At 73.0% G+C, this 22,480-nt stretch carries 19 protein-coding genes; 9 read left to right on the forward strand and 10 right to left on the reverse strand.

Going from position 1 to position 22,480, the window contains the following annotated elements:
* Positions 1–46: 46 nt before the first annotated feature.
* The 4 genes from ccrA to GCE86_RS20135 all read left to right on the forward strand — a co-directional run bounded on the left by ccrA (position 47) and on the right by GCE86_RS20135 (position 6,778).
* The gene (gene ccrA / locus GCE86_RS20120) at positions 47–1,402 is read left to right on the forward strand and encodes a crotonyl-CoA carboxylase/reductase (RefSeq protein ID WP_154230600.1); all 1,356 of its coding nucleotides are present in this window, start codon (positions 47–49) and stop codon (positions 1,400–1,402) included.
* A gap of 242 nt (positions 1,403–1,644) precedes the next feature.
* Positions 1,645–2,898, forward strand: coding sequence for a DivIVA domain-containing protein (locus GCE86_RS20125; protein ID WP_154228392.1), 1,254 nt, complete (start codon positions 1,645–1,647; stop codon positions 2,896–2,898).
* 171 nt (positions 2,899–3,069) lie between these two features.
* Positions 3,070–5,130, forward strand: coding sequence for a coiled-coil domain-containing protein (locus tag GCE86_RS20130; protein ID WP_154228393.1), 2,061 nt, complete (start codon positions 3,070–3,072; stop codon positions 5,128–5,130).
* Positions 5,131–5,698: 568 nt separating this feature from the next.
* Positions 5,699–6,778 carry an AI-2E family transporter gene (locus tag GCE86_RS20135; RefSeq protein WP_425280840.1) on the forward strand — a complete coding sequence of 360 codons (1,080 nt, stop codon included), beginning with the start codon at positions 5,699–5,701 and terminating at the stop codon, positions 6,776–6,778.
* A 3-nt stretch (positions 6,779–6,781) separates the two neighbouring features.
* On the opposite strand, the gene GCE86_RS20140 is transcribed toward GCE86_RS20135, so the two are convergent.
* From GCE86_RS20140 to GCE86_RS20170, 7 genes are all read right to left on the reverse strand, one after another.
* Positions 6,782–7,591, reverse strand: coding sequence for an alpha/beta hydrolase (locus GCE86_RS20140; protein WP_154228394.1), 810 nt, complete (start codon positions 7,589–7,591; stop codon positions 6,782–6,784).
* A gap of 66 nt (positions 7,592–7,657) precedes the next feature.
* Positions 7,658–7,984 (reverse strand): hypothetical protein, encoded by a 327-nt coding sequence (locus tag GCE86_RS20145; protein WP_208818028.1) that lies wholly within the window; start codon positions 7,982–7,984, stop codon positions 7,658–7,660.
* 66 nt (positions 7,985–8,050) lie between these two features.
* Positions 8,051–9,118 carry a hypothetical protein gene (locus tag GCE86_RS20150; protein ID WP_154228396.1) on the reverse strand — a complete coding sequence of 356 codons (1,068 nt, stop codon included), beginning with the start codon at positions 9,116–9,118 and terminating at the stop codon, positions 8,051–8,053.
* The gene (locus GCE86_RS20155) at positions 9,115–9,612 is read right to left on the reverse strand and encodes a SigE family RNA polymerase sigma factor (protein ID WP_154228397.1); all 498 of its coding nucleotides are present in this window, start codon (positions 9,610–9,612) and stop codon (positions 9,115–9,117) included. Before GCE86_RS20155 ends, GCE86_RS20150 begins: the two co-directional genes overlap by 4 nt.
* 41 nt (positions 9,613–9,653) lie before the next feature.
* Positions 9,654–11,444 carry a 3-hydroxyacyl-CoA dehydrogenase family protein gene (locus GCE86_RS20160; RefSeq protein WP_154228398.1) on the reverse strand — a complete coding sequence of 597 codons (1,791 nt, stop codon included), beginning with the start codon at positions 11,442–11,444 and terminating at the stop codon, positions 9,654–9,656.
* A gap of 120 nt (positions 11,445–11,564) precedes the next feature.
* On the reverse strand, positions 11,565–12,629 hold the full coding sequence (locus GCE86_RS20165; RefSeq protein ID WP_154228399.1) for an alpha/beta fold hydrolase: 1,065 nt from the start codon (positions 12,627–12,629) through the stop codon (positions 11,565–11,567).
* A gap of 86 nt (positions 12,630–12,715) precedes the next feature.
* Positions 12,716–13,174, reverse strand: coding sequence for an FHA domain-containing protein (locus GCE86_RS20170; protein WP_154228400.1), 459 nt, complete (start codon positions 13,172–13,174; stop codon positions 12,716–12,718).
* 251 nt (positions 13,175–13,425) lie between these two features.
* Between GCE86_RS20170 and GCE86_RS20175 the strand changes: the two genes are divergently transcribed.
* A complete protein-coding gene (locus GCE86_RS20175; RefSeq protein ID WP_154228401.1) occupies positions 13,426–14,928 on the forward strand; it encodes an aldehyde dehydrogenase family protein in 1,503 nt (500 codons plus the stop codon).
* 31 nt (positions 14,929–14,959) lie between these two features.
* Here the strand turns inward: GCE86_RS20175 and nucS are convergent, their stop codons facing one another.
* The gene (nucS, locus tag GCE86_RS20180) at positions 14,960–15,619 is read right to left on the reverse strand and encodes an endonuclease NucS (RefSeq protein ID WP_076472317.1); all 660 of its coding nucleotides are present in this window, start codon (positions 15,617–15,619) and stop codon (positions 14,960–14,962) included.
* Positions 15,620–15,691: 72 nt separating this feature from the next.
* On the opposite strand from nucS, the gene GCE86_RS20185 reads away from it, so the two are divergent.
* Positions 15,692–16,309, forward strand: coding sequence for a DUF4126 domain-containing protein (locus GCE86_RS20185; protein WP_154228402.1), 618 nt, complete (start codon positions 15,692–15,694; stop codon positions 16,307–16,309).
* Between the two features lie 243 nt (positions 16,310–16,552).
* Here the strand turns inward: GCE86_RS20185 and GCE86_RS20190 are convergent, their stop codons facing one another.
* Positions 16,553–17,101: a hypothetical protein gene (locus tag GCE86_RS20190; RefSeq protein ID WP_154228403.1), complete on the reverse strand. Its 549-nt coding sequence runs from the start codon at positions 17,099–17,101 to the stop codon at positions 16,553–16,555.
* A gap of 1,180 nt (positions 17,102–18,281) precedes the next feature.
* On the opposite strand from GCE86_RS20190, the gene GCE86_RS20195 reads away from it, so the two are divergent.
* On the forward strand, positions 18,282–18,578 hold the full coding sequence (locus tag GCE86_RS20195) for a DUF1540 domain-containing protein (protein WP_154228404.1): 297 nt from the start codon (positions 18,282–18,284) through the stop codon (positions 18,576–18,578).
* Between the two features lie 34 nt (positions 18,579–18,612).
* Here the strand turns inward: GCE86_RS20195 and GCE86_RS20200 are convergent, their stop codons facing one another.
* Positions 18,613–20,619, reverse strand: a complete 2,007-nt coding sequence (locus tag GCE86_RS20200; protein ID WP_154228405.1) for a protein meaA — start codon at positions 20,617–20,619, stop codon at positions 18,613–18,615.
* Positions 20,620–20,770: 151 nt separating this feature from the next.
* On the opposite strand from GCE86_RS20200, the gene GCE86_RS20205 reads away from it, so the two are divergent.
* Together GCE86_RS20205 and GCE86_RS20210 are read left to right on the forward strand one after the other, a co-directional pair.
* Positions 20,771–21,616 (forward strand): ABC transporter ATP-binding protein, encoded by an 846-nt coding sequence (locus GCE86_RS20205; RefSeq protein ID WP_154228406.1) that lies wholly within the window; start codon positions 20,771–20,773, stop codon positions 21,614–21,616.
* Positions 21,616–22,461 carry an ABC transporter permease gene (locus tag GCE86_RS20210; protein WP_154228407.1) on the forward strand — a complete coding sequence of 282 codons (846 nt, stop codon included), beginning with the start codon at positions 21,616–21,618 and terminating at the stop codon, positions 22,459–22,461. Before GCE86_RS20205 ends, GCE86_RS20210 begins: the two co-directional genes overlap by 1 nt.
* Positions 22,462–22,480 lie beyond the last annotated feature (19 nt).

The raw sequence follows: 22,480 nt of genomic DNA on the forward strand, positions 1-22,480 counted from the left end.
CACCCCTGCCCGCCCGGTGCGGGTGCGCAACGAACGGGAGGTCACCGTGCAGGACATCCTCGAAGCGATCATGGCGGCGGAGGGCTCCGCCCAGCCGGAGCGGGAACTCGCCGGCATCGCCGGCCTGCCGGTACCGGAGAGTTACCGGGGCGTGGTGGTCCGCGCCGAGGACACCCGGATGTTCGAGGGCATGGCCACCCGGGACAAGGACCCGCGCAAGGCGCTGCACGTCCAGGAGGTGCCCACCCCCGAGCTGGGCCCGGGCGAGGCCCTGGTCGCCGTGATGGCCAGCGCCATCAACTACAACACCGTGTGGACCAGCATCTTCGAGCCGCTGCCCACCTTCAAGTTCCTCCAGCGCTACGGCCGGCTCTCCGAGCTGACCCGCCGGCACGACCTGCCGTACCACGTGGTCGGGTCGGACGCGGCCGGCTTGGTGCTGCGGACCGGCCCGGGGGTGACCCGGTGGAAGGCCGGCGACGAGGTGGTCGCGCACTGCCTCTCGGTCGAGCTGGAGGACGCCGCCGGCCACGACGACACCATGCTCGACCCGCAGCAGCGGATCTGGGGCTTCGAGACCAACTTCGGCGGCCTGGCCGAGCTGGCCGTGGTGAAGGCCAACCAGCTCATGCCGAAGCCGCGGCACCTGAGCTGGGAGGAGGCGGCCAGCCCGGGGCTGGTCAACTCCACGGCGTACCGGCAGCTCGTCTCCCACCACGGCGCGAACATGAAGCAGGGCGACGTGGTGCTGATCTGGGGCGCCTCCGGCGGCCTGGGCGGCTACGCCACCCAGATGGCGCTGGGCGGCGGGGCCATCCCGGTCTGCGTGGTCTCCTCGCCGGAGAAGGCCGAGCTGTGCCGGAAGATGGGCGCCGAGCTGGTGATCGACCGCACCGCCGAGGGCTTCCGGTTCTGGAAGGACGAGGAGACCCAGGACCAGGACGAGTGGCGCCGCTTCGGGGAGCGGATCCGCGAGCTGACCGGCGGCGAGGACCCGGACATCGTGTTCGAGCACCCCGGCCGGGAGACCTTCGGCGCCAGCGTCTACGTCGCCAAGAAGGGCGGCACCATCGTCACCTGCGCCTCCACGAGCGGATACCTGCATCAGTACGACAACCGCTACCTGTGGATGCACCTCAAGCGGATCGTCGGCAGCCACTTCGCCAACTACCACGAGGCGTGGCAGGCGAACCGCCTCGTGGCGCTCGGCAAGGTGCACCCCACCGTGTCGCGGACCTACCCGCTGGAGCAGACCGGCCAGGCCGCGTACGAGGTGCACCGCAACGCGCACCAGGGCAAGGTCGGGGTGCGGTGCCTGGCACCCACCGACGGCCTCGGCGTCCGGGACACCGAGCTGCGCGCGCGGCACGAAACCGCGATCAACCGGTTCCGCGGGCACTGACCCCGGCATTGCCTTTCCGGTAGGCCGCAACACCATTCGATTGCCATATGACAAAGGGCCGCGGGCGCCGACCCGCGGCCCTTTTTCGCGCTCTCGCCGGGGTCGCCCGAGCCGCCCGGGACCTGCCAAGATCGCCGGTTGGTCCGGTCCCGTCGCGCGGTCGAAGTTGACCATGTAAACAGGACACGAAAGGTCCGGACCGCTCTTGCGAAGCACCCTGGGGCGTCTGCGAGTATGTCCCAATGCCCCAGCAGCAGTCCCCTCTTGCGTTCTTCGATAACGCGAACTCACAGCCCGATTTCACCGTTGGCCTGCGCGGCTACAACACCAACCAGGTCGATGACTTCATCGGCCGGCTGACCGCCGCCCTCAGCCAGTCCGAGCAGGCCCGCGCCGAGGCCGAGCAGCGGATGAACGACGCCCAGCGCCGGCTGCGCCAGGCCGAGCAGCGCCAGGGCGCGCTCGAGCAGAAGCTCACCGAAACCAACAAGCAGCTCGAGGAGAACAGCCGGCCGACCCTCTCCGGCCTCGGCACCCGCGTCGAGCAGATCCTCCGGCTGGCCGAGGAGCAGGCCAACGACCACCGCAACGAGGCGAAGCGCGAGTCGGAGGGCATCCTCTCCGCCGCCCGCCTCGAGGCGCGGGAGATCACCGACAAGGCGCGCGCCGAGGCGGCCGCCATGAAGGCCACCGCCGAGCGCGAGGCCGGCAGCGTCCGCACCGCCGCCGAGCGGGAGGCCGCCGAGGTCCGGGTGCAGGCCCGCCGGGAGGCCGACACCCTGCGCGCCGACGCCGACCGGGAGACCAAGCAGCTGCGCACGGTCACCGCCCACGAGGTGGCCGAGCTCAAGTCGACGGTCGAGCGCGAGGTCGCCACCCTGCGAGCCACCGCCGAGCGGGAGATCACCCAGCAGCGGGCGAAGGCCGCCCGCGAGGCCGAGGAGAAGCGGGCCGAGGCCACCAAGCTGCTCACCGACGCGCGGGACAAGCGCGACAAGGACCTCCAGGCCCTGGAGCTCCAGCTCGCCGAGCGGCGCGAGAAGGCCGAGCGCGAGGAGTCCGAGCGGCACGCCGCCCAGGTCGCGCAGACCCAGAAGCTGGTCAGCGAGGCCGAGCAGCGCGCCCGGGCCGCCCAGGAGCGGGCCAAGGAGATCGAGCAGCGCGCCGAGGCCCGCCGGGTCGAGTCCGAGCGCACCGCCACCGACACGGTGGAGAAGGCCAAGGCGCTGGCCGACAAGACGGTGTCCGAGGCGCGAGCCGAGGCGCAGCGGCTCCTCAGCGAGGCGCGCACCGAGGCCGAGCTGACCACGCAGGCGGCCCGCCGCGAGGTCGAGGACCTCACCCGCCAGAAGGACGCGGTCACCTCGCAGCTCGGGCAGATGCTCTCCGGTCTGGCCGGCATCGTGCCGGGCGTGCCGGCGGCGGGCGCCAACAAGCCGGAGGCGCCGAAGGCCGAGGGTGCCGACAAGAAGGTCACGGCCGAGTCGGCCAGCTGACCACACCACCCGCAGACGGGGCATGAGCCGCGGCGCGGGGTGACACCGGGTGACCGGTGTCGCCCCGCGCCGTTACGCTTTCCGACCGTTTCGCCAGTTCAGTGAACTGCGCCTCCCAACCGGGGCGTCCGTATCGCCCCAGCAGGGCCGGATGCGTGTGAGGATGGGGGCATGTCGCACGGCGAGGAACTGTTCGCCCTGAGCGGGGACGTGACCACGGAGCCCAGCTTCGAGTCCGCTCTGCGGGGGTACGACAAACGACAGGTCGACCGCTACGTCGCTCGTGCGGAGCACGAGATCTCCGCGCTGACGAACGAGCGGGAACAGGCGTACACCCAGATCCACAAGCTGGCCGGCCAGGTCGAGGTGCTGCAACGCGACCTCGCCCAGGTGCGCAAGCAGGTGGGCGTGGTCGACCGGGCCTCGTTCCGGCACCTCGGTCCCCGGGTCGAACAGATCCTCACCATGGCCGAGGAACAGGCCGACGACATCCTGGCCGCCGCCAACGAGGAGATCGAAGCCCGGCGGGCGGCCGCCGAGCACATCATCGAGGAGGCCCGGGAGCAGGCGGCCCAGGCCCTCAAGGACTTCGAGATCGCCCTCGCCGCCCGCCGGGCCGAGGAGGAGCGGCACACCGCCGCCCGCAAGGCCGAGGCCGAGGCCACGCTCTCCGCCGCCAAGGCCGAGGCGGAGAAGCTGCGGAAGACCGCCCAGGACGCGCTGGCCAAGGCCCAGCAGGAGGCCACCCAGCTGCGGGACACCGCCAAGGAGATCCACGCCCGCGCCCAGCAGGAGTCCGCCCGGTTGCGCGAGACGGCCAAGGAGGCGCTCGCCAAGGCCCAGCAGGAGGCCACCCAGCTCCGCGAGGCGGCCAAGGAGATGCACGCCAAGGCCCAGCAGGAAGCCAAGCGGCTCACCGACTCCGCGGCCGAGGCCGGCCGGGCCACCCACGCCAAGGCGCTCGCCGAGGCCAAGAAGATCGTCGATGACGCGGAGGAGGCCGCGAAGGTCACCCGCGGCCGGGCCCGCACCGAGGCCAACCGGCTCACCACCGAGGCCGCCGAGGCCGGCAAGCGCAACCGCGCCGAGGTCGAGGCGTACGTGCAGCGGATGCGCACCGAGACCGAGGCCTACGTCCAGCAGGCCCGCGCACAGACCCAGCAGGAGCTGGGCGCCTGGCGGGCCGGCATCGAGAAGGAGGTCAAGGCCCGGCGGGACACGGCGGAGAAGGAGCTGGCCCAGCGCCGCGCCACCGCCGAGCAGGAGTTCGCCAAGCGCCGCGACGAGCTGGAGAAGCAGCACACCAAGCGGCAGGACGAACTGGAGAAGGCGTACACGGCCCGGCGCACCGAGATCGAGCAGGGCGCGGCGGAGCTCCGGCAGGCGGCCGAGCGGGACGCGCTCACCATGCGCCAGCGGGCCGAGGAGGAGGCCGCCGAGCTGCTCCGCCGGACCGAGGAGGACGCCGCCGGCAAACGCCGCAAGGCCGACGAGCACGTGGCCGCCTCCCGCCGCCAGTTCGAGGAGTACGCGGCCACCACCCAGCAGCACCTGGCCACCACCCAGCAGCACCTCGCCGCCACCCAGCAGGAGGTGGCCGCCGGCCGGCAGCAGCTCGCCCAGGTGATGCTGGAGATCGCCAACGCCCAGCAGGAGCTCGCCGACCTGCGCACGGAGACCTGGAAGTCCCGGCAGGAGTCCGACGACCTCCAGCGCCGGCTCATCGAGCTGCGCGCCGAGGCCGGACCGGCCGGCCTCGCGGCCACCCCCGTCGACCCGGCCGAGCTGGCCGCGGCGCCGGGCGGCGGCGACGCGGGCGGCACGCCGGCGGGCGACCGGACCCCGGTGCCCGCCGGTGCCAAGGGCACCACGACGCCTTCCCCCAACGGCGGCGCCCCGGCGGAGGCCGGCGAGCCGACGGCGGACGGCGCAAAAGCCCGCCCGGTCGCGGAGCCGGCGGCGGACGGCGCGAAGGCCCGCCCCGTCGCGGAGCCGGCGGCGGACGGCGCGAAGGCCCGCCCCGTCGCGGAGCCGGTGACCACGGTGGACGGCTCGGGCGCCAGCGCCGGCGTGGACGGCGAGCCGACCGTCGCCGCCGTGCCCGGCGAGGGCGGCCGTGGCGCCACCCCCACGAAGATCACCAGCACCGGCGAGAACGGCAAGCGCCCCACCAAGCCGACCACCGACGAGCGCAGCGCGAAGCCGAGCACGGTCACCGTCGACAAGGAGTGACCCGCCGCCACACCGCGCGCGCGAGGGCCACGCACCACCTCGCCGACGTGGCGGGGTCCGAGGCCCGGGGAAAGACCCACCTCGGCGAGCCGGCGACGCGGAACACGCGCGCACCGGGCGAAGGGATGGCCCGGGCGGGCGTCGACCGCTAACCTGCGGGCAGAAGAGGGCCGGATCCATCCGGTCCTCACGGTCCGCCGCAGGGGCGCTCCGCCGGGCCGGAGCGGGAGCCGGGGAGGCACGGGTGTCGCAGGAGGGATCCGCCGCCCCGGACGACGATCCGCTGGAGCCGCTGCGCCCCGAGCCCGATCCCACCGACCCGAGCGCCAGACCCCGCCACGCGGCCGCCGAGGAGACGATCGGCAGCACCGGACCAGCAGCCAGCCCGAGATCAGCAGCCAGCCCGGGATCAGCAGCCGGCGCGGGACCGGCCGACAGCCCGGGACCAACAGCCGACACGGGACCGGCCGACAGCGCGGGACCGGCCGACAGCACGGGACCGGCCGACAGCACGGGACCAACAGCCGGCACGGGACGCGCCGGCAGGCCCGGGCTGGCCGAACTCGGTGTGGAGACCGAGCCGACCGAGTTCGAGCCGAGCGGGCGCTTCGGCGTACCGGGCCGGCCGCTGCGGCGCAGCAGCTTCCTCATCGGCTTCACCGGGGCACTGGGCGTGCTGCTGGCGTACGCGGTGTTCCTGGGCGTGCGGAACTCGGCCGGCATCCTGGTGCTGGTGGTGATCGCGCTGTTCCTGGCGGTCGGCCTGCACCCCGCCGTGGTGCGCTTGCGCCGCTGGGGGCTGCCGCACGGACTGGCCGTCGCGGTGGTGACGCTGACCGTCGTGCTGCTGATCGTCGGCGGGCTGCTGGCCCTCGTGCCGCCCGTGGTGACCCAGTCCGGGCAGTTCATCGAGCACCTTCCCGGCTACGTCGACGACCTGCGCCGCAACCCGACGGTCAACGACCTCGTCGAGCGCTACGACGTGATGGAGCGCGTCCAGTCGGCCGCGAACGCCACCACCATCGGCCGGGCCCTCGGCGGTGTGCTGGGCGGCGCGCAGCTCATCTTCGGCACCATCTTCCGGGCGCTGACCGTGCTGGTGCTGACGATCTACTTCCTGGCCTACTTCAACAAGCTGCGCGACCTCGGGTACGCGCTGGTGCCCCGGTCCCGCCGGGAGCGGGTCCGCCTGATCGGCGACGAGATCCTCACCCGGGTCGGCGCGTACATGGTGGGCGCGCTGACCATCGCGGTGCTGGCCGGGGCGAGCACGTTCGTGTTCGCCCTGGTGGTCGGTCTGCCGTACCCCTTCGCCCTGGCCGTGGTGGTCGCGGTGACCGACCTGATCCCGCAGATCGGCGCGACCCTGGGCGCCGTGGTGGTGACCCTGGTCGGGCTCGCCACGGACCTGCCGGTCGGCATCGCCTGCCTGGTCTTCTTCCTGATCTACCAGCAGGTCGAGAACTACCTGATCTACCCCAAGATCATGCGCCGCGCGGTCTCGGTCAACGAGGTGGCGGCGCTGCTCGCGGCCCTGCTCGGGGTGTCGCTGCTGGGCGTGGTCGGCGCGCTGATCGCCATCCCCACCGTGGCCGCGCTCCAGCTCATCCTGCGCGAGGTCGTGCTGCCGCGGCAGGAGTCCCGTTGACGCTCAGCCGGCGCGGCGCTGCTCCGGGCCGGGCACCGGGGTGTCCGCGAAGGCGGCCACCGTCCGGTCGGCGTAGGCGCTGACGTCGCCGGTCTCCATCGGGCCGTCCCAGGTGGTCGGCAGCGGGACCGGCGCTGCCGGGTTGACCCGCTTGACGATCTCGTTGAGCACGGTCTCCGCGTCGCCGACCCAGAGGTGCTTGGCGCCGGGCACCCCGACCACCTCGGCCTGGGGCACGGCGGCGAAGCGCTGCCGGGCCTCCTCCGGGCGCAGGTAGTCGTCGAACTCGGGAACCAGGGCGGTGAGCGGGCGGCCGGACGCGGCCCAGACGGCCAGGTCCTCCGGCTGGGAGTAGCGCAGCGGCGGGGAGAGCAGGATGGCGCCGGCCACCGCCGGGTCGCACCCGTACTTCAGCGCCAGGTCGGTGCCGAACGACCAGCCGACCAGCCAGATGTCCGGCAGTTCGTGGAACTCGGCGTACTCGATGGCGGCGGCCACGTCGAAGCGCTCGCCGACCGCGCCGTCGAAGGCTCCCTCGCTGGTGCCGCGGACGCTGCTGGTGCCCCGGGTGTTGAACCGGAGCACGGCCAGGTCGGCCAGCGCCGGCAGCCGCCAGGCCGCCTTGCGGAACACGTGGCTGTCCATCATCCCGCCGTGGGTGGGCAGCGGGTGCAGGCAGACCAGGGTGGCGACCGGCTCGCGATCCAGCGGCCGGGCCAGCTCGCCGACCAGCTTCAGCCCGTCGGCGGTGTGCAGCTCGATGTCCTCCCGGCGACCGGGCAGGATCGACGACGCACGGATCGGTGTGCTCACCGGTCCAGTCTCCCGCGCCCCCGCCCGCGCCGCCCGCCGGGGCGGAAACAGGGTGATCCAGATCGCTCAGCCGTAGCGCGGGGCGCTCCGGCCGCGCTGGAGGTTCGGCCCGCGCCGGTCCCGGGCCCGCCAGCAGCCGCTGTGCCAGTGCCGGCGGTCGGTCAGGTCGCCCCGGTCGTCGGCCGGCCAGGCCACCACGTGCGCCACCCCGGGGCGGATCTCCTGGTCACAGCCGGGGCACCGGTACGTCTTGGCCGACGCCCCGCCGGCGATCCCGCGCACCTGCCAGTCGCCGTCGCGCCACTGCTGGACGGTCGGCACACCGTGGCGGGCCCGCTCGGCGTCCAGCTGGGGGTTGTCGTCCCGGCGGGGACGGTTGCGACGGGGGCTCACGGTCACCAAGCGTACGGTCCGCCGGCCGGACCGGCCCGGGTCGGGCGGCCCGGCCGGCGGACCGGGTCACTTCCAGGTCTCCGGGTCGGTCAGGTCCTTCGCCACCTGCGCCCCGGCCAGCACGGTCGCCATGTCGGCCTCGGTGAACGTCGGCTTGTCCTTGAGGTAGCCGTCGGTCCACTCGGGGCCGAGATCGGCGGTCAGGTGCGCCTGGGGGATGCCGAGGAGTTCGAGCTTCGTACCGGCCGGGTAGAGATAGGCGGGACGGCCACCCACCGTGCGGTTGCTCTCGGCACGACCTCCCGAGATCTGCGCCCCGTACAGCAGTTGCACCCACATGCTCGCCGGCTCCCTGAAGACGGTGAGCTGGACCGTGAGGCTGCCCGGGAAGGCGGCGACGTCGACGGTGCAAGAGGTCACCTTCGCGCCCTCCGGCAACGTGTCGAGCTTCAGCGGTGCCGCACACCGCCGCGCCTCATTCCAGCGGAGCGCGTCTACGGCCCCGGCCAGCGCGCGCCGGTCGCCGCCGAGCATGCTGGCCCTGGCGTACAGGCCCGGGGCGGGCTGCCAGGTCTTGACCAGCCCGCCGGTGGTGCCCCCCACCTGCCGGATCTCGCCGTCGAAGGTCGGTCGCACCGGAACCGCCGAGGCCGGGAAGCCTTCGATCCCGTACTCGAACGGCTGCGCGGAACGGTTCACCTCGACCAGGACCGGCCGCCCGCTCCCGACGCTGAGCCGGATCGACTCGCCGCTCAACCCGTCGCTGGCCCAGCGCAGGTAGCGGGCCCGGCCGGTGTCGATGCCCAGGTGCATGACCTGCGGGTCGCTGCCGACCAGGTCGGGCCGCTGGGCCGCCCCCGGTACCCCGTCGGCGCGGGGCGGCACTGGCGGGGCGGCGGCCGGGGTGGCCGCGCCCCAGGGCAGCCGCCCGGACAGCCCGCCGAGGTCCGTGCCGGCCACCCCGACGAAGCCGAGAACCCCGACCAGGGCCAGGGCCGTTCCGGTGGTGGTCCGGCGGCGCAGCTGCCGGCGGCGGCCCCGGGCGCGGGACTCCCGCAGGAGGCGGTGGGTGTCGGTCTCCCCCTCGGCGTGCTCCCGCAGCACCGAGGTGATCCGCTGGTCGAGGTCGGTCACGGCCGGCTCCCCTTGGTCGTCGTCGGGGCGCCGCAGCGCTCCCGGAGCTGGGCGAGCGCCCGCATCGCGTGGGTGCGGACGGTGACCGGCGAGCAGTCGAGGATCTGGGCGATGGTCGCGTCGTCCAGGTCCTCGTAGTAGCGCAGCACCAGCACGGCGCGCTGGCGGTCCGGGAGGGCGCGGATCAGCCGCCACATCTCGTCCCGGTCGGCCGCCTCGCCGCCCAGGTCACCGCGCTCGGGCCGCTCGGCGAAGCTGTCCACGGCCAGCTCGCGGCTGGACCGCCGGCGCCACCACGACGTGTTCGCGTTGACCAGCATCCGCCGCACGTACACGTCGGGCCGGTCGGCCCGGGCGATCTTCCGCCAGTGCACGTACGCGCGGGCCAGGACATCCTGGGTCAGGTCCTCGGCGCGGTGCTCGTCGCCGGTCAGCAGCCGGGCCAGGCGCAACAGGGCCGGGCCGCGGCTGCCGACGTACTCCTCGAAGGTCACGCCCTGAAGACGCCGTCAGGGGCGCCCGTTGTTGACCCGGATCAGCGCTTGGTGTGATCGCGGAAGCCGCGGCCGCTCTTGCGACCGAGGTAGCCGGCGGTGACCAGGTGCTCCAGCAGCGGCGCGGGGGCGAAGCCCGGCTCGCGCAGCTCCAGGTAGAGCTCCCGCTGGATGGCCAGCGAGACGTCCAGGCCGACCACGTCGAGCAGCTCGAACGGGCCCATGGGGTAGCCGCAGCCGAGCTTCATGGCGTAGTCGATGTCGTCGGCGGTCGAGTAACTGGCCTCCAGCATCTTCACCGCGTCGTTCAGGTACGGGAAGAGCAGCGCGTTGACGATGAACCCGGACCGGTCGCCGCAGACCACGCCGGTCTTGCCCAGCCCCGCGCAGACCGCCCGGGCGGTGGCGGCGGTCTCCGCCGAGGTGCGGATGGTCTGCACGATCTCCACGAGCGGCATGATCGGCGCCGGGTTGAAGAAGTGCAGGCCGATCACGTCGGCCGGCCGCTGGGTGGCCATGGCCACGTCGATCACCGGCAGCGACGAGGTGGTGGTGGCCAGCACGACGCCCGGCTTGCAGATCTCGTCGAGGCTGGCGAAGAGGGCCTTCTTGACGCTCAGCTCCTCGACGACCGCCTCGACCACCAGGTCGACGTCGGCCAGGTGGTCAAGGGTGGCCGACCAGGTGACCCGGCCCAGCGCGGCGTCCCGGTCCTCCTCGCTCAGCTTGCCCCGCACCACGCCCTTGTTCAGCGAGGTCTTGACCGCCTCGCAGACCTTGGCGGACTTCTCCGCGCCCCGGGTCACCGAGATGACCTCGTAGCCGGCCTTGGCGAAGACCTCGATGATCCCGGTGGCCATCGTCCCGGAGCCGACCACGCCGACCTTGGCGATCGCCCGGGCGCCGTCGGCGAGCGCCGCGCCCGTGCTCACCGGGGTGTGCTCGTCGGGTACGACCACCGGGGAGCCGGGCCGCTCGTAGGTGTAGAAGCCCCGGCCCGACTTCCGGCCCAGCAGGCCGGCCGTGACCATCTGCTTGATCAGCGGCACCGGGGCGTGCCGGCGGTCGCGGCCGCCGCGCCGGTACATGGTGTCCAGGATCTCGTACGCCGTGTCGAGGCCGATCAGGTCCATGAGCGCGAGCGGGCCCATGGGCAGGCCGCAGCCGAGCTTCATGGCCGCGTCGATGTCCTCGCGGGTCGCGTACCGGGACTCGAACATGCCGACCGCGTGGTTCAGGTAGCCGAACAGCAGCGCGTTGGCGATGAACCCGGCCCGGTCGCTGATCGTGACGTCGACCTTGCCGAGCCGCTCGCAGAGCGCCTCCACGTCGGCCACCACGTCGGCCGAGGTGACCACGGTGCGGACCACCTCGACCAGCTTCATGACCGGCGCTGGGTTGAAGAAGTGGATGCCGATGACCTGGTTGGGCCGGGTGGTGGCGACGGAGATCTCGGTGACGCTCAGGGACGAGGTGTTGGTGGCCAGGATGGCCTCGGGCTTGCAGACCCGGTCCAGTTCGGCGAAGATCCGCTGCTTCAGGTCCAGGTGCTCGGGCACCGCCTCGATCACCAGGTCCACCGAGTGCAGGGCGTCCAGCCCGACCTGCCAGTCGACCCGGGCCAGCAGCGCGTCCCGGTCGGCCTCGGCGAGCTTGCGCTTGGCGACGGCCCGGTCGGTCGAGCCGGTGAGGGTGGCCCGGCCACGCTCCACGGCGCCCGCGGAGATCTCGACGGCCACCACGTCGATGCCGTTGCGGGCGAACACCTCGACGATGCCGGCACCCATGGTGCCCAGACCCACCACACCCACACTGGTGAACTCGCGCGCCACGACCGGCCTCCCCTTGGTCCGACTCCGCCGGCATGAACGGCGGCTAAGGTTATGCGCCGGAGTCTGCCACGTGACGCTGCGTTGTCGAGACGCCGTGGGATATTTCACGCACCGCGGCGGTCAGACCCCGGACGGCACCCCCGTGAGCGCCAGCAGCTCGGCGACGAACTCGGCCGGCCGCTCCAGGTGCGGGCTGTGCCCGCAGCCGGGCAGCACCACCTCCCGGTACGTCCCGCCGGCCGCCGCGTACCGGTCGAGCACCGCCCGCGTCTGGCCGACCATCGGCTGGGGCGGGCAGTCCGCCTCCCCCGGCCAGCCCGGCACCATTCCGAGCGACCCCAGGTACGCCAGGTCGAACAGCGAGGTGTCCGAGACGATCACGTCGGCGTCGCCGCGTACCCAGGTCACCGGCGGCTTGGCCGGGACGGCGACCAGCTCGTCGGCGAGCCGGAAGTGGGCGGGCGCCAGGGCGTTGAGCACCCCGCGCTCCCCCGCCGCGGTGCCCGGCCAGTGGGCCGAGGTGACCGCCGTGCCGGGGTAGTTGTCCTCCCCCGTGGCGGTGGTCAGCATGCTCTCCAGCAGCAGGTCCTCGTCGGCACCCAGCGACGCCGGGTCGGCCACGTACGCCGAGCGCAGCACGTTGCGCGGGCTGGTCGGGCCGTCGGCGCCCCGGTCGCGGGCGGCCAGCCGCGTCACGAAGTCGGGGTTCGCGGTGCCCGCGCCGGTGCCGGCGAAATCGGGCGTGGTGGGGGTGCCGTCGAGGTCGCGGGTGCCACCGAAGCCGTACGGGGAGACCGGCGCCTCCAGCAGCAGCCCGGCCACCCGGTCAGGGTGGTCGACCAGCAGCCGCATGGCCACCCCACCGCCGAGCGAGTGCCCGATCACCACGGGGCGGGCGCCGGGGGCGAACAGCCCGGGGGCGTCGAGCAGTGCGGCCACGTCGTCGGCGAAGTCGCCGAGGCCCCGGGTGGCGTCGACCGGGGCGGTGTCGGTGTCGCCGTAGCCGCGCAGGTCGGGGGCGACCACCCGGAGCGTCTCCGGCAGCCGGGGCAGCAGTGGCTCCCAGAAGGCGGCGGACGACACGTTGCCGTGCACCAGCAGCACCGGTACGCCGTCGGGCGGGCCGGCCACCCGGACCGCCTGGACGATGCCGTTGGCCCGGACGGTGTGTCGCTCAGTCCCCATCCGCGCATGCTGGCACGGTCGCCCGCGACCCGTCCATGTGGGCCGAGCCCATGCGCGGCCGGCGGGCGGTGTGGTGGAGCCCCGGGTCAGTGGTGCGCGTCGACCGTCAGCGGCAGCGTGCCCAGCGACTCGACCGCCGGCCGGGGCGTGGGCGGCACCGGCAGCGGCAGGGTGGGCCGCTGGTCGCGGCGGGGAGCCCCGAAGCTCATGCCGACCGGGTCGGTGCGGGCCACGCCCGGGTCGAAGAAGCGCAGGTCGGTGCGGCCGAGCCGGATCACGTCGCCGTCGGCGAGCGCCACGCTGCCGGCGATCCGCTGGTCGTTGAGCCAGGTGCCATTGGTCGAGCCGAGGTCGGTGAGCACCACCCCGTCGGGCGTGGCCTGCAGCGTGGCGTGCCGCCGGCTCAGGTGCGGATCGGCGAGCACGATGTCGGCACTCGGCGCCCGGCCGACCAGCTGCGGATCCCGCCCGACCCGGAAGCTCAGCCCCCGCATCGACCCACCCGACACCGTCAGCAGCGGCATCAGTTCCGGATGCTCCTCCATGGACAGTCGACCTCCACCCCACCGTCGCTCCGCGGCGTCAGCCTGCCACCTCACCGTAATCGTTCCCACCACCGCGCGGTCACCCCCGGGACCCCGGGCGGCCATCTCCCGTTCGCCGTTTCGGCGTGCGCCACCGGCTCAACCGGCGGCACCGCCGTCGATCCCGGCGGGTCCGCGACACCGCCGACCTGCGCAGAGTACGGGCCACGCGGGACCTACCGGTGAGTAACGCTCAGGTCTAGACTTCGGCCATGACGGCTGTGCATGTCCCCGGGACCCCGCTCATCGAGGACGGCCGACTGGTGTCGACCAGTCCGGCGACCGGCGCGGAGGCCGGACGGCTCCCCGTGGCGACCGAGGCGGACGTACGGGCCACGGTGGAACGGGCCCGCGCCGCCGCCGACTGGTGGGCCGGGCTCGGCTTCGCCGGCCGGCGCGACCGGCTGCTGCGCTGGCGCGGCGTGCTCGCCCGCCGCATCGAGGAGCTGGCCGACCTGGTGCACGTCGAGGGCGGCAAGCCGGTCGGCGACGCCGTGGTGGAGATCCTCACCGCGCTGGAGCACATCGACTGGGCCGCCCGCAACGCCCGGCGGGTGCTCGGGCCGCGCCGGGTCCGCACCCGGCTGATCCTCGCCGAGTTCACGGGCCACCTCGAATACCAGCCCTACGGGGTGGTCGGCGTGATCGGCCCGTGGAACTACCCGGTCTTCACCCCGATCGGTTCCGCCGCCTACGCCCTCGCCGCCGGCAACGCCGTGGTGTTCAAGCCGAGCGAGTACACCCCGGCCGTCGGGCAGTGGCTCGTGGACCGGTTCGCCGAGGTGGTGCCCGAGCAGCCGGTCTTCCAGGCCGTGCACGGGCTCGGTGACGTCGGCGCGGCGCTGTGCCGCTCGGGGGTGGCGAAGCTGGCCTTCACCGGCTCCACGGCCACCGCGAAGAAGGTGATGGCCGCCTGCGCCGAGACGCTCACCCCGGTGCTGCTGGAGGCCGGCGGCAAGGACGCCATGATCGTGGACGCCGACGCCGACCTGGACGCCGCGGCCGAGGCGTGCGTCTGGGGCGCCCTGACCAACGCCGGCCAGACCTGCATCGGCATCGAGCGGGTATACGCCGTCGACCCGGTCTTCGACGCCTTCGTCGACAAGGTGGTGGCGAAGGCCGGCCGGCTCACCGTCGGCCCCGACGGCGCCGACATCGGCCCGATCACCATGCCGTCGCAGGTCGACGTCATCCGGCGGCACATCGACGACGCGGTGGCCCGCGGCGGCCGGCCGGTGCTCGGCGGCCCCGAGGCGGTCCAGCCGCCGTACGTGCACCCGACCGTGCTCGTGGACGTGCCGGAGGACTCGGCCGCGGTCCGCGAGGAGACGTTCGGGCCGACGCTGACCGTCAACCGGGTCCGCGACGTGGACGAAGCCGTCGAGCGCGCCAACGCCCTGTCGTACGGCCTCGGGGGTTCGGTCTTCGGCCGCCGGCGGGCCGTGGCCGTCGCGCGGCGGCTGCGCTCCGGCATGGCCGCGGTCAACTCGACGCTGACCTTCGCCGGCATGTCCACGCTGCCGTTCGGCGGGGTCGGCGAGTCCGGCTTCGGCCGGATCCACGGCGAGGACGGGCTGCGCGAGTTCGGCCGGGCCAAGTCCATCACCCGCCGCCGCGCCCGGTCGCTGCTGCCCTCGATGACCTTCGAACGCACGCCGGCCGACGTCGCGCGCCTCGTCAAGGCCGCCAAGCTGATGTACGGCCGGGGGCGCTGACCGCCCCTGCTGCTGGCCCGGCCCGCCGGGCTCAGAACAGGGTCAGCTCGTCGCGTTCGATGCCGCGCAGCTTGTCGTAGTCGACCACCACGCAGCGGATCCCCCGGTCGGTGGCGAGCACCCGCGCCTGCGGCTTGATCTCCTGCGCGGCGAACACCCCGGCCACCGGGGCGAGCAGCGGGTCACGGTTCATCAGTTCGAGGTAGCGGGTGAGCTGCTCCACGCCGTCGATCTCGCCGCGCCGCTTCACCTCGACCGCGACCGCGCCCTGGTTGGCGTCCCGGCAGAGCAGGTCGACCGGCCCGATCGCCGTCATGTACTCCCGCCGCACCAGCGTGAAGCCCTCGCCGAGGGTCTCCGGGTTGGCGGCGAGCAGTTCCTGCAGGTGCGCCTCGACGCCGTCCTTGCGCAGGCCCGGGTCGACACCCAGCTCGTACGAGGTGTCCTGGAAGATCTCCTCCAGGGTGATGCGCAGCTCCTCGCCCGCCTTGTTGACGACCCGCCACACACCGGGGGCCTCCTCCAGCCGGCACGGCGGGCTCATCCAGTTCAACGGCTTGTACGCCCGGTCGTCGGCGTGGATGGACACCGACCCGTCCGCCTTCACCATGAGCAACCGGGTGGCCGGCGGCAGGTGCGCCGAGAGCCGTCCGACGTAGTCAACCGAGCACTTCGCAATCACCAACCGCACCCGACGAGGGTAGCGGAGCGCCCGGCCGTCGCCGACGAGCGCCACTGGCGTACTGGTGCGATATTGAGAATCGTGCTCGAAGTTCTCACCGGTTCCGGTCTCGCCGCCTCGGCGGGCCTGAACGCCTACATCCCCCTGCTGCTGATGGGCCTGCTGGCGCGCTACACCGATCTCATGGAGCTGCCGAGCGGCTGGCAGTGGCTGGGCAACGGCTGGGTCCTGCTGATCCTCGCCGTGCTGCTCGCCGTCGAGGTCGTGGCCGACAAGGTGCCGGTGGTCGACCACGTCAACGACGTGGTGCAGACCGTCGTCCGGCCGACCGCCGGCGGGCTGGCCTTCGGCGCCGGCTCCAGCTCGGAGACGGTCACGGTCAGCGACCCGGACACCTTCTTCTCCTCGCACCAGTGGGTGCCGGTGGTGGTCGGCGTGCTCCTGGCGCTCGGCGTGCACCTGCTGAAGTCGGCGGCCCGGCCGGTCATCAACGCGACCACGGCCGGCTTCGGCGCCCCGGTGGCCAGCACCGCCGAGGACGCGACCAGCGCTCTCATGTCGGTGGTGGCGATCCTCCTGCCGGTGCTGGTGCTGGTGTTCCTCGTCGGGCTCGTGGCGTTCTTCTTCTGGTTCCTGCGGCGACGTCGTTCGCGGCGGCGCGAACGTCAGGCGGCTCGGGCTGCGGGGTTCCGGGTCTAGTCCTTTGTCGGTCGTTGCTTGCGCTTGCGGGTGGTTGCGCTTGGGGCTGGGGGCTGCGGGCCGTCGTTGGTCGCGGTCGGGGCTGGGGGCGAGGGTGACCGGCTCCGGGCGGTCAGGCTTGATCCCTGCGCCGGTCACCCTCGCCCCCAGCCCGTCGTTGGGCCTTCGCCGTCCTTGACTTCCGGATACGCCGCTGGCCGGCACCCCGTGTTGGGGGTGCCGGCCAGCGGCTTGTTGCTTGGGTCAGCTGTTCCAGTGCTGGTTCACGACGTCGGTGGCCTGCTGCTCCCACTGGGCGTAGGCGTCCGGGTAGGCCGAGACCTGCACGGTCTGGGCGGCCTCGGTCAGCGGCATCTTGTCCCAGCCGTCGACCTGCTTCAGACCCTTCAGGAACGCCAGCGTCGAGTACTCGGGGTTGGTGATCTGCTCCGGCGAACCCCAACCCGAGCTCGGGCGCTGCTGGAACAGGCCCAGCGAATCATGGTCGTTGGCGTCGCCGAGGTGGCCCAGGTTCTCCAGCTTCGACTCCTGCAGGCTGGTCGCGATCGAGATGACCGCCGCCCGCTCCGGCAGACCGGCCTTCTTCGTCGCCGCGATAATCGCCTTGGCGTTGGCCAGCTGCTCGTCATTCAGGTCAATCTTCGACTGCGCGCCCTGCACGGTCGCCACCGCGGCCGGCTTGCTGTCGTGCACCGGCTCCGCCGCGTGGGCGGCGACCGGACCGGCGAAGATCCCACCGGTGAAGGCCAGACCAGCAATACCCAGCACACTCTTGCGCAGCATCGTGTTCATGAGGTGTAGCTCCATTCGGGGGTTGGCGCACACCCACACCGACGGGGGTCGGCAAAAAGGGGATGGCGTGCGCAAGCACCGTCAGGCGCTCAAGAAAAGTCTTGGGGGATCATCGGCGCGCGGGGCTGAGCCTCTTCGTCGCGCCGGGACCACGTACAACGACCGGCGGCCCACCATCATTCCGCGATCGCCGCGCCCATCTCGGGGGCCGATCTCGGGGGCGGCACCCATCTCGGGGCGGTCCCGGGGGCCGGTCACCCCGGCTCGCGGGGCGCCCTCCTCGGTCGTTCACCCGGATACAACGACCCCCGCCCGCCGGCCATTCCACCGCCGGGATGCCGCCGATCACAACCCCGATCCGGACATTCACCCCAAGCCGCGCAACGATCGTCGCCCCGGCTGCAGATCTTGGACAGTTACCGTTCGCAGCGAACAGCAACTGTCCAAGATCTCGACGGAGCGGTCGGGAGAGCCGCAAGCGTGAGGTCCGGTCCGGGTCAGTGGAACACCGTGGGTGTATCCAGGCCTCGGAGACACCCATAACGTTCCACCCACGGCGTCGCACAACGCCGGAAACGGACATCCACCCCGGCTCGGTGCGCCAGCCGCCGGGCAGCGGGTCGGGCAGGACGTCCTCCGCGGCCGCTACCGGTACGTGCGGCTACGAACCTGATGACGTGAATGGGTCGCGCGCGCGGCGGGGGATCCGGTGCCCTGGCCGACGCCTGTCGGGGCAAACCCGACGCCCCGCCCCGACGTGTGCTGCTCGTTGCGGCAACGACCGCAGCAAGGCCGGCACCCCACCACGACTCGACGAGCACGCGGGACAGAGAGCTCCCCAAACCCCGCCACCGGCCAACGCCCGATCCCTTGCTCTGCCGCCACGGACGCACCACCCCCGCCACTGGCCAACGCCCGGTCCCTTGCTCTGCCGCCACGGACGCACCACCCTCGCGCCGCCGGCTTGCTCTGCAGCCACGGACGCAGCAGGCCCGCGACACCCGGTGCTGCGTGGAGGGCTGCAGAGCAAAGGCGGTGGTGAGCATCCTTCACCCCTGAAGGCGCGGTGGCTCGGGAGGCCGGGAGAGGCACCCGACCGCATGACCCGGGGGCGGATCGGCGGTCGGAGACCGGACGAATGCCTACATTTGTGGCAGACGTCCAGAGGAGGGCCGGAGAGATGACCGCGTCCATGGAGATGCCCCGGGTCCAGGAGTGCGCCGTCAGGTCCTGCGCCTACAACCACACCAACGACTGCCACGCGTTCGCCATCACGATCGGCAGCAGCGACCACGCGCACTGCCACACCTTCATCGAGCTGCCGGTGCGCGGCGGCACCGAGCAGATGGTCGCCCAGGTCGGCGCCTGCCAGCGCGCGGACTGCCGGCACAACTCCGACCTGGAGTGTCACGCCCCGGCCATCACCGTGGGCCCCGAGATGGACCTGGCGGACTGCCAGACCTACGCGAGCCGCTGACCCGGCACGGCACGGAACACTGCGCGGGCCGTCGTCACGACAGCCCGTTGGCGGCGCGGATCACGGTGACCAGCTCGTCGATGATGCCCGTCAGCGCGAAGTCCTTCGGCGTGAACACGCGGGCCACCCCGGCGGCCCGGAGCGCGTCCGCGTCGACCGCCGGGATGATCCCGCCGACCACCACCGGCAGGTCGGCCCGACCGGCGGCGCGCAGCCCGTCCAGCACGGCCGGCACGGCGGCCAGGTGCGACCCGGAGAGCACCGAGAGGCCGACCAGGTCGACGTCCTCCTCCACGGCGGCCGCCACGATCTGCCCGGCGGTCAGCCGGATGCCCTGGTAGACGACCTCGAAGCCGGCGTCGCGGGCGCGTACCGCGATCTGCTCGGCGCCGTTGGAGTGCCCGTCCAGGCCGGGCTTGCCGACCAGCAGCCGCAGCCGGCCGCTGCCCAGCTCGCGGGCGGTCGCGGCGACCCGCTCCCGGACCGCGCCCAGGCCGGGATCGCCGCCGGCGCCGGCCGCGCCGGCCAGGCCGGTGGGTGCCCGGTACTCGCCGAAGACCTGGCGCAGCGCGCCGGCCCACTCGCCGGTGGTCACGCCGGCCCGCACGCACTCCAGCGTCGCCGCCATGAGGTTCGTGGTGGTCGCGGCGTCCGCGCGGAGCCGGGCGAGCGCCGCGCCCACGGCCGCCACGTCCCGGCCGGCCCGCCACTCGTGTACGGCCGTGGTGGCGGCCGCCTCGACGGCGGGGTCGACCTGCTCGATGGCCTCGGCGCCGGCCGCGGTCAGCGGGGACGGCTCGGTCTCGGTGAACCGGTTGACGCCGACCACCACGTCGGTGCCGGCCTCCATCCGGCGGCGCCGGTCGGCCAGCGAGGCGACCAGGGCGCTCTTCAGGTAGCCGGTCTCCACGGCGGCCACCACACCGCCCATCTCCAGCACCTTCTCCAGCTCGACCCGGGCCCCGGCGACGATGTCGTCCACCAGCGCGGTCATCACGTGCGAGCCGTCGAACAGGTCCGGATATTCGAGCAGGTCCGACTCGTACGCCAGCACCTGCTGCATGCGCAGCGACCACTGCTGGTCCCAGGGGCGGGGCAGGCCGAGCGCCTCGTTCCAGGCGGGCAGTTGCACGGCACGGGCGCGGGCGTCGCGGGACAGGGTGACGCCGAGCATCTCCAGCACGATGCGCTGGATGTTGTTCTCGGGTTGCGCCTCGGTGAGGCCCAGCGAGTTGACCTGGACCCCGTACCGGAAGCGGCGCTGCTTCGGGTTCTCCACGCCGTACCGGTCGCGGGTGATCTCGTCCCAGAGCGCGCCGAACGCGCGCATCTTGGCGATCTCCTCGACGAAGCGCACGCCGGCGTTGACGAAGAAGGAGATCCGCTGGACGACGTCGCCCATGCGCTCGGCGGGCACCTGGCCGGAGTCGCGTACCGCGTCGAGCACGGCGACCGCGGTGGCCAGGGCGAAGCCCACCTCCTGCACCGGCGTCGCGCCGGCCTCCTGGAGGTGGTACGAGCAGATGTTCACGGGGTTCCACTTCGGCATCTCGCGCAGCGTGTACGCGATGACGTCCGCGGTCAGCCGCAGCGACGCCGCCGGCGGGAAGATGTAGGTCCCCCGGGACAGGTACTCCTTGATGATGTCGTTCTGCGTCGTCCCGGCGCAGCGGGCCAGCTCGGCGCCCTGCTCGGCGGCGACCGTGCCGTAGAGGCCGAGCAGCCACATGGCCGGGGCGTTGATGGTCATCGAGGTGTTCATCTCGGCGAGCGGGATGCCGTCGAAGAGGGCCCGCATGTCGCCGAGGTGCGCCACCGGCACGCCCACCCGGCCCACCTCGCCGGCGGCCAGCTCGTGGTCCGGGTCGTACCCGGTCTGGGTGGGCAGATCGAAGGCGACCGAGAGCCCGGTCTGCCCCTTCGCCAGGTTGCGGCGGAAGAGCGCGTTGGTGGCCGCGGCGGAGGAGTGCCCGGCGTAGGTGCGCATCACCCAGGGCCGATCGCGTTCCGGCAGCCGCCCCGAGGGAGCCTTCTCGTCCATGGCCGGAGTTTAAGTTACCGTTCAGTAAAACGGGCTGTGGAAAACCACACAGGTCCATGGAGCGGACCGACGGGCACGAGCGGCGCGACATGGCCGACACCACCACACCCCGGGCCACCGTGCGGCCCGCCGGAGTCGCACACTTGACGTCATGGATGACGAGCTCGCGATCTCCGTACGGGGGCTGCGCAAGGCGTACGGCGACAACCTCGCGGTGGCGGGGGTGGACCTCGACGTCCACCGCGGCGAGGTGTTCGCCCTGCTCGGCCCCAACGGCGCCGGCAAGACCACGACCGTGGAGATCCTGGAGGGCTACCGGCGGCGCGACGCCGGCGAGGTGCGCGTCCTCGGCGCCGACCCGGCCCACCCGGACCCGGGCTGGCGATCCCGCGTCGGCATCGTGCTCCAGGGCACCGGCGAGTTCGACGAGCTGACCGTGGGCGAGGTGGTCCGCCACTTCGCCGGCTTCTACCCCGACGCCGACGACCCGGAGAAGGTGGTCGAGCGGGTCGGGCTCGGCGCCAAGGCCAGAGCGCGCACGCACACCCTCTCCGGCGGGCAGAAGCGCCGGCTCGACGTGGCGCTGGGCATCGTCGGCCGCCCCGAACTGCTCTTCCTCGACGAGCCCACCACCGGCTTCGACCCGGAGGCCCGGCGCGAGTTCTGGGAGCTGATCCGCGACCTCTCCGCCGCCGGCACCACCATCGTGCTCACCACCCACTACCTGGACGAGGCCGAGGCCCTCGCCGACCGGGTCGGTGTGATCGCCGCCGGCCGGGTGATCGAGGTGGCCCCGCCCAACCGGCTGGGCAACCGCCAGGAGGCGCTGGCGACGGTCTCCTGGCGTACCCCGGACGGGACGCCGGAGACGGCGGAGACCGCGACGCCGACGGCGCTCGTGGCGGAGCTGGCCGCGCGCTTCGGGGGCGAGGTTCCCGGCCTCACCGTGACCCGGCCGACCCTGGAAGACGTCTACCTGCGGATGATCGGACACTGATGACCACCACGACGAAGCCGGCCGCCCCGGTCGCCGCCGCCCCGGGCCGCCGGCCGGGCGGGGCCGCGCTCGCCCTGCGGCAGGGCCGGCTGGAGATCACCCAGTTCCTGCGGTCGCGGGAGTCCGTCGTCTTCACGATGGGCTTCCCGATCATCATGATCCTGATCTTCGCGGCGATCTTCAGCGACGAGATCGCGCCGGGCGTCAGCTACACGCAGTACTTCATCACCGGCATGATCGCGACCGGCCTCATGACGGTGAGCTTCCAGAACCTCGGCATCTGGATCCCGATCGAGCGGGACCGGGGCGTGCTGAAGCGCTACCGGGGCACCCCGATGCCGAAGTGGGTCTGGTTCGCCGGCAAGGTGCTCATGGTGGTGGCCATCGGCATCGCGGAGACCGCGCTGCTGCTCGCCGTGTCGGTGGCGCTGTTCGACCTGAACCTGCCCGACACGGCCGCGAAGTGGGCCACCTTCGGCTGGGTCGCCGTCCTCGGCGTCACCGCCTGCACCCTCTGCGGCATCGCCATCTCGTCGTTGGCCCGCACCGCGCGCAGCGGCTCGGCCGTGGTCACCCCGGTGGCCCTGGTCCTCCAGTTCATCTCCGGGGTGTTCTTCGTCTTCACCAGCCTGCCGAGCTGGATGCAGCAGGTCGCCGCGCTCTTCCCGCTCAAGTGGATGTGCCAGGGGCTGCGGTCGGTCTTCCTGCCGGACAGCTTCGGGGCGCAGGAACCGGGCGGCTCGTTCGAGCTGGGCCGCGTCGCCCTGGTGCTCGGGCTGTGGTGCGTGATCGGCCTGGTGCTCTGCCTGACCACCTTCCGCTGGACGACCAAGCGCGACGGCTGACGGCACCCACCGCGGGTGG

This window comes from Micromonospora terminaliae, from assembly GCF_009671205.1.
Taxonomy (GTDB): domain Bacteria; phylum Actinomycetota; class Actinomycetes; order Mycobacteriales; family Micromonosporaceae; genus Micromonospora; species Micromonospora terminaliae.

Bases quoted from the DNA above. Each gene is read 5' to 3' on its own strand.
- GCE86_RS20125 (WP_154228392.1), top strand. From the start codon at position 1,645: ATGCCCCAGCAGCAGTCCCCTCTTGCGTTCTTCGATAACGCGAACTCA.
- GCE86_RS20130 (WP_154228393.1), top strand. From the start codon at position 3,070: ATGTCGCACGGCGAGGAACTGTTCGCCCTGAGCGGGGACGTGACCACG.
- GCE86_RS20165 (WP_154228399.1), bottom strand. From the start codon at position 12,629: ATGGGGACTGAGCGACACACCGTCCGGGCCAACGGCATCGTCCAGGCG.
- GCE86_RS20170 (WP_154228400.1), bottom strand. From the start codon at position 13,174: ATGGAGGAGCATCCGGAACTGATGCCGCTGCTGACGGTGTCGGGTGGG.
- GCE86_RS20175 (WP_154228401.1), top strand. From the start codon at position 13,426: ATGACGGCTGTGCATGTCCCCGGGACCCCGCTCATCGAGGACGGCCGA.
- GCE86_RS20190 (WP_154228403.1), bottom strand. From the start codon at position 17,101: ATGAACACGATGCTGCGCAAGAGTGTGCTGGGTATTGCTGGTCTGGCC.
- GCE86_RS20195 (WP_154228404.1), top strand. From the start codon at position 18,282: ATGACCGCGTCCATGGAGATGCCCCGGGTCCAGGAGTGCGCCGTCAGG.
- GCE86_RS20200 (WP_154228405.1), bottom strand. From the start codon at position 20,619: ATGGACGAGAAGGCTCCCTCGGGGCGGCTGCCGGAACGCGATCGGCCC.
- GCE86_RS20205 (WP_154228406.1), top strand. From the start codon at position 20,771: ATGGATGACGAGCTCGCGATCTCCGTACGGGGGCTGCGCAAGGCGTAC.
- GCE86_RS20210 (WP_154228407.1), top strand. From the start codon at position 21,616: ATGACCACCACGACGAAGCCGGCCGCCCCGGTCGCCGCCGCCCCGGGC.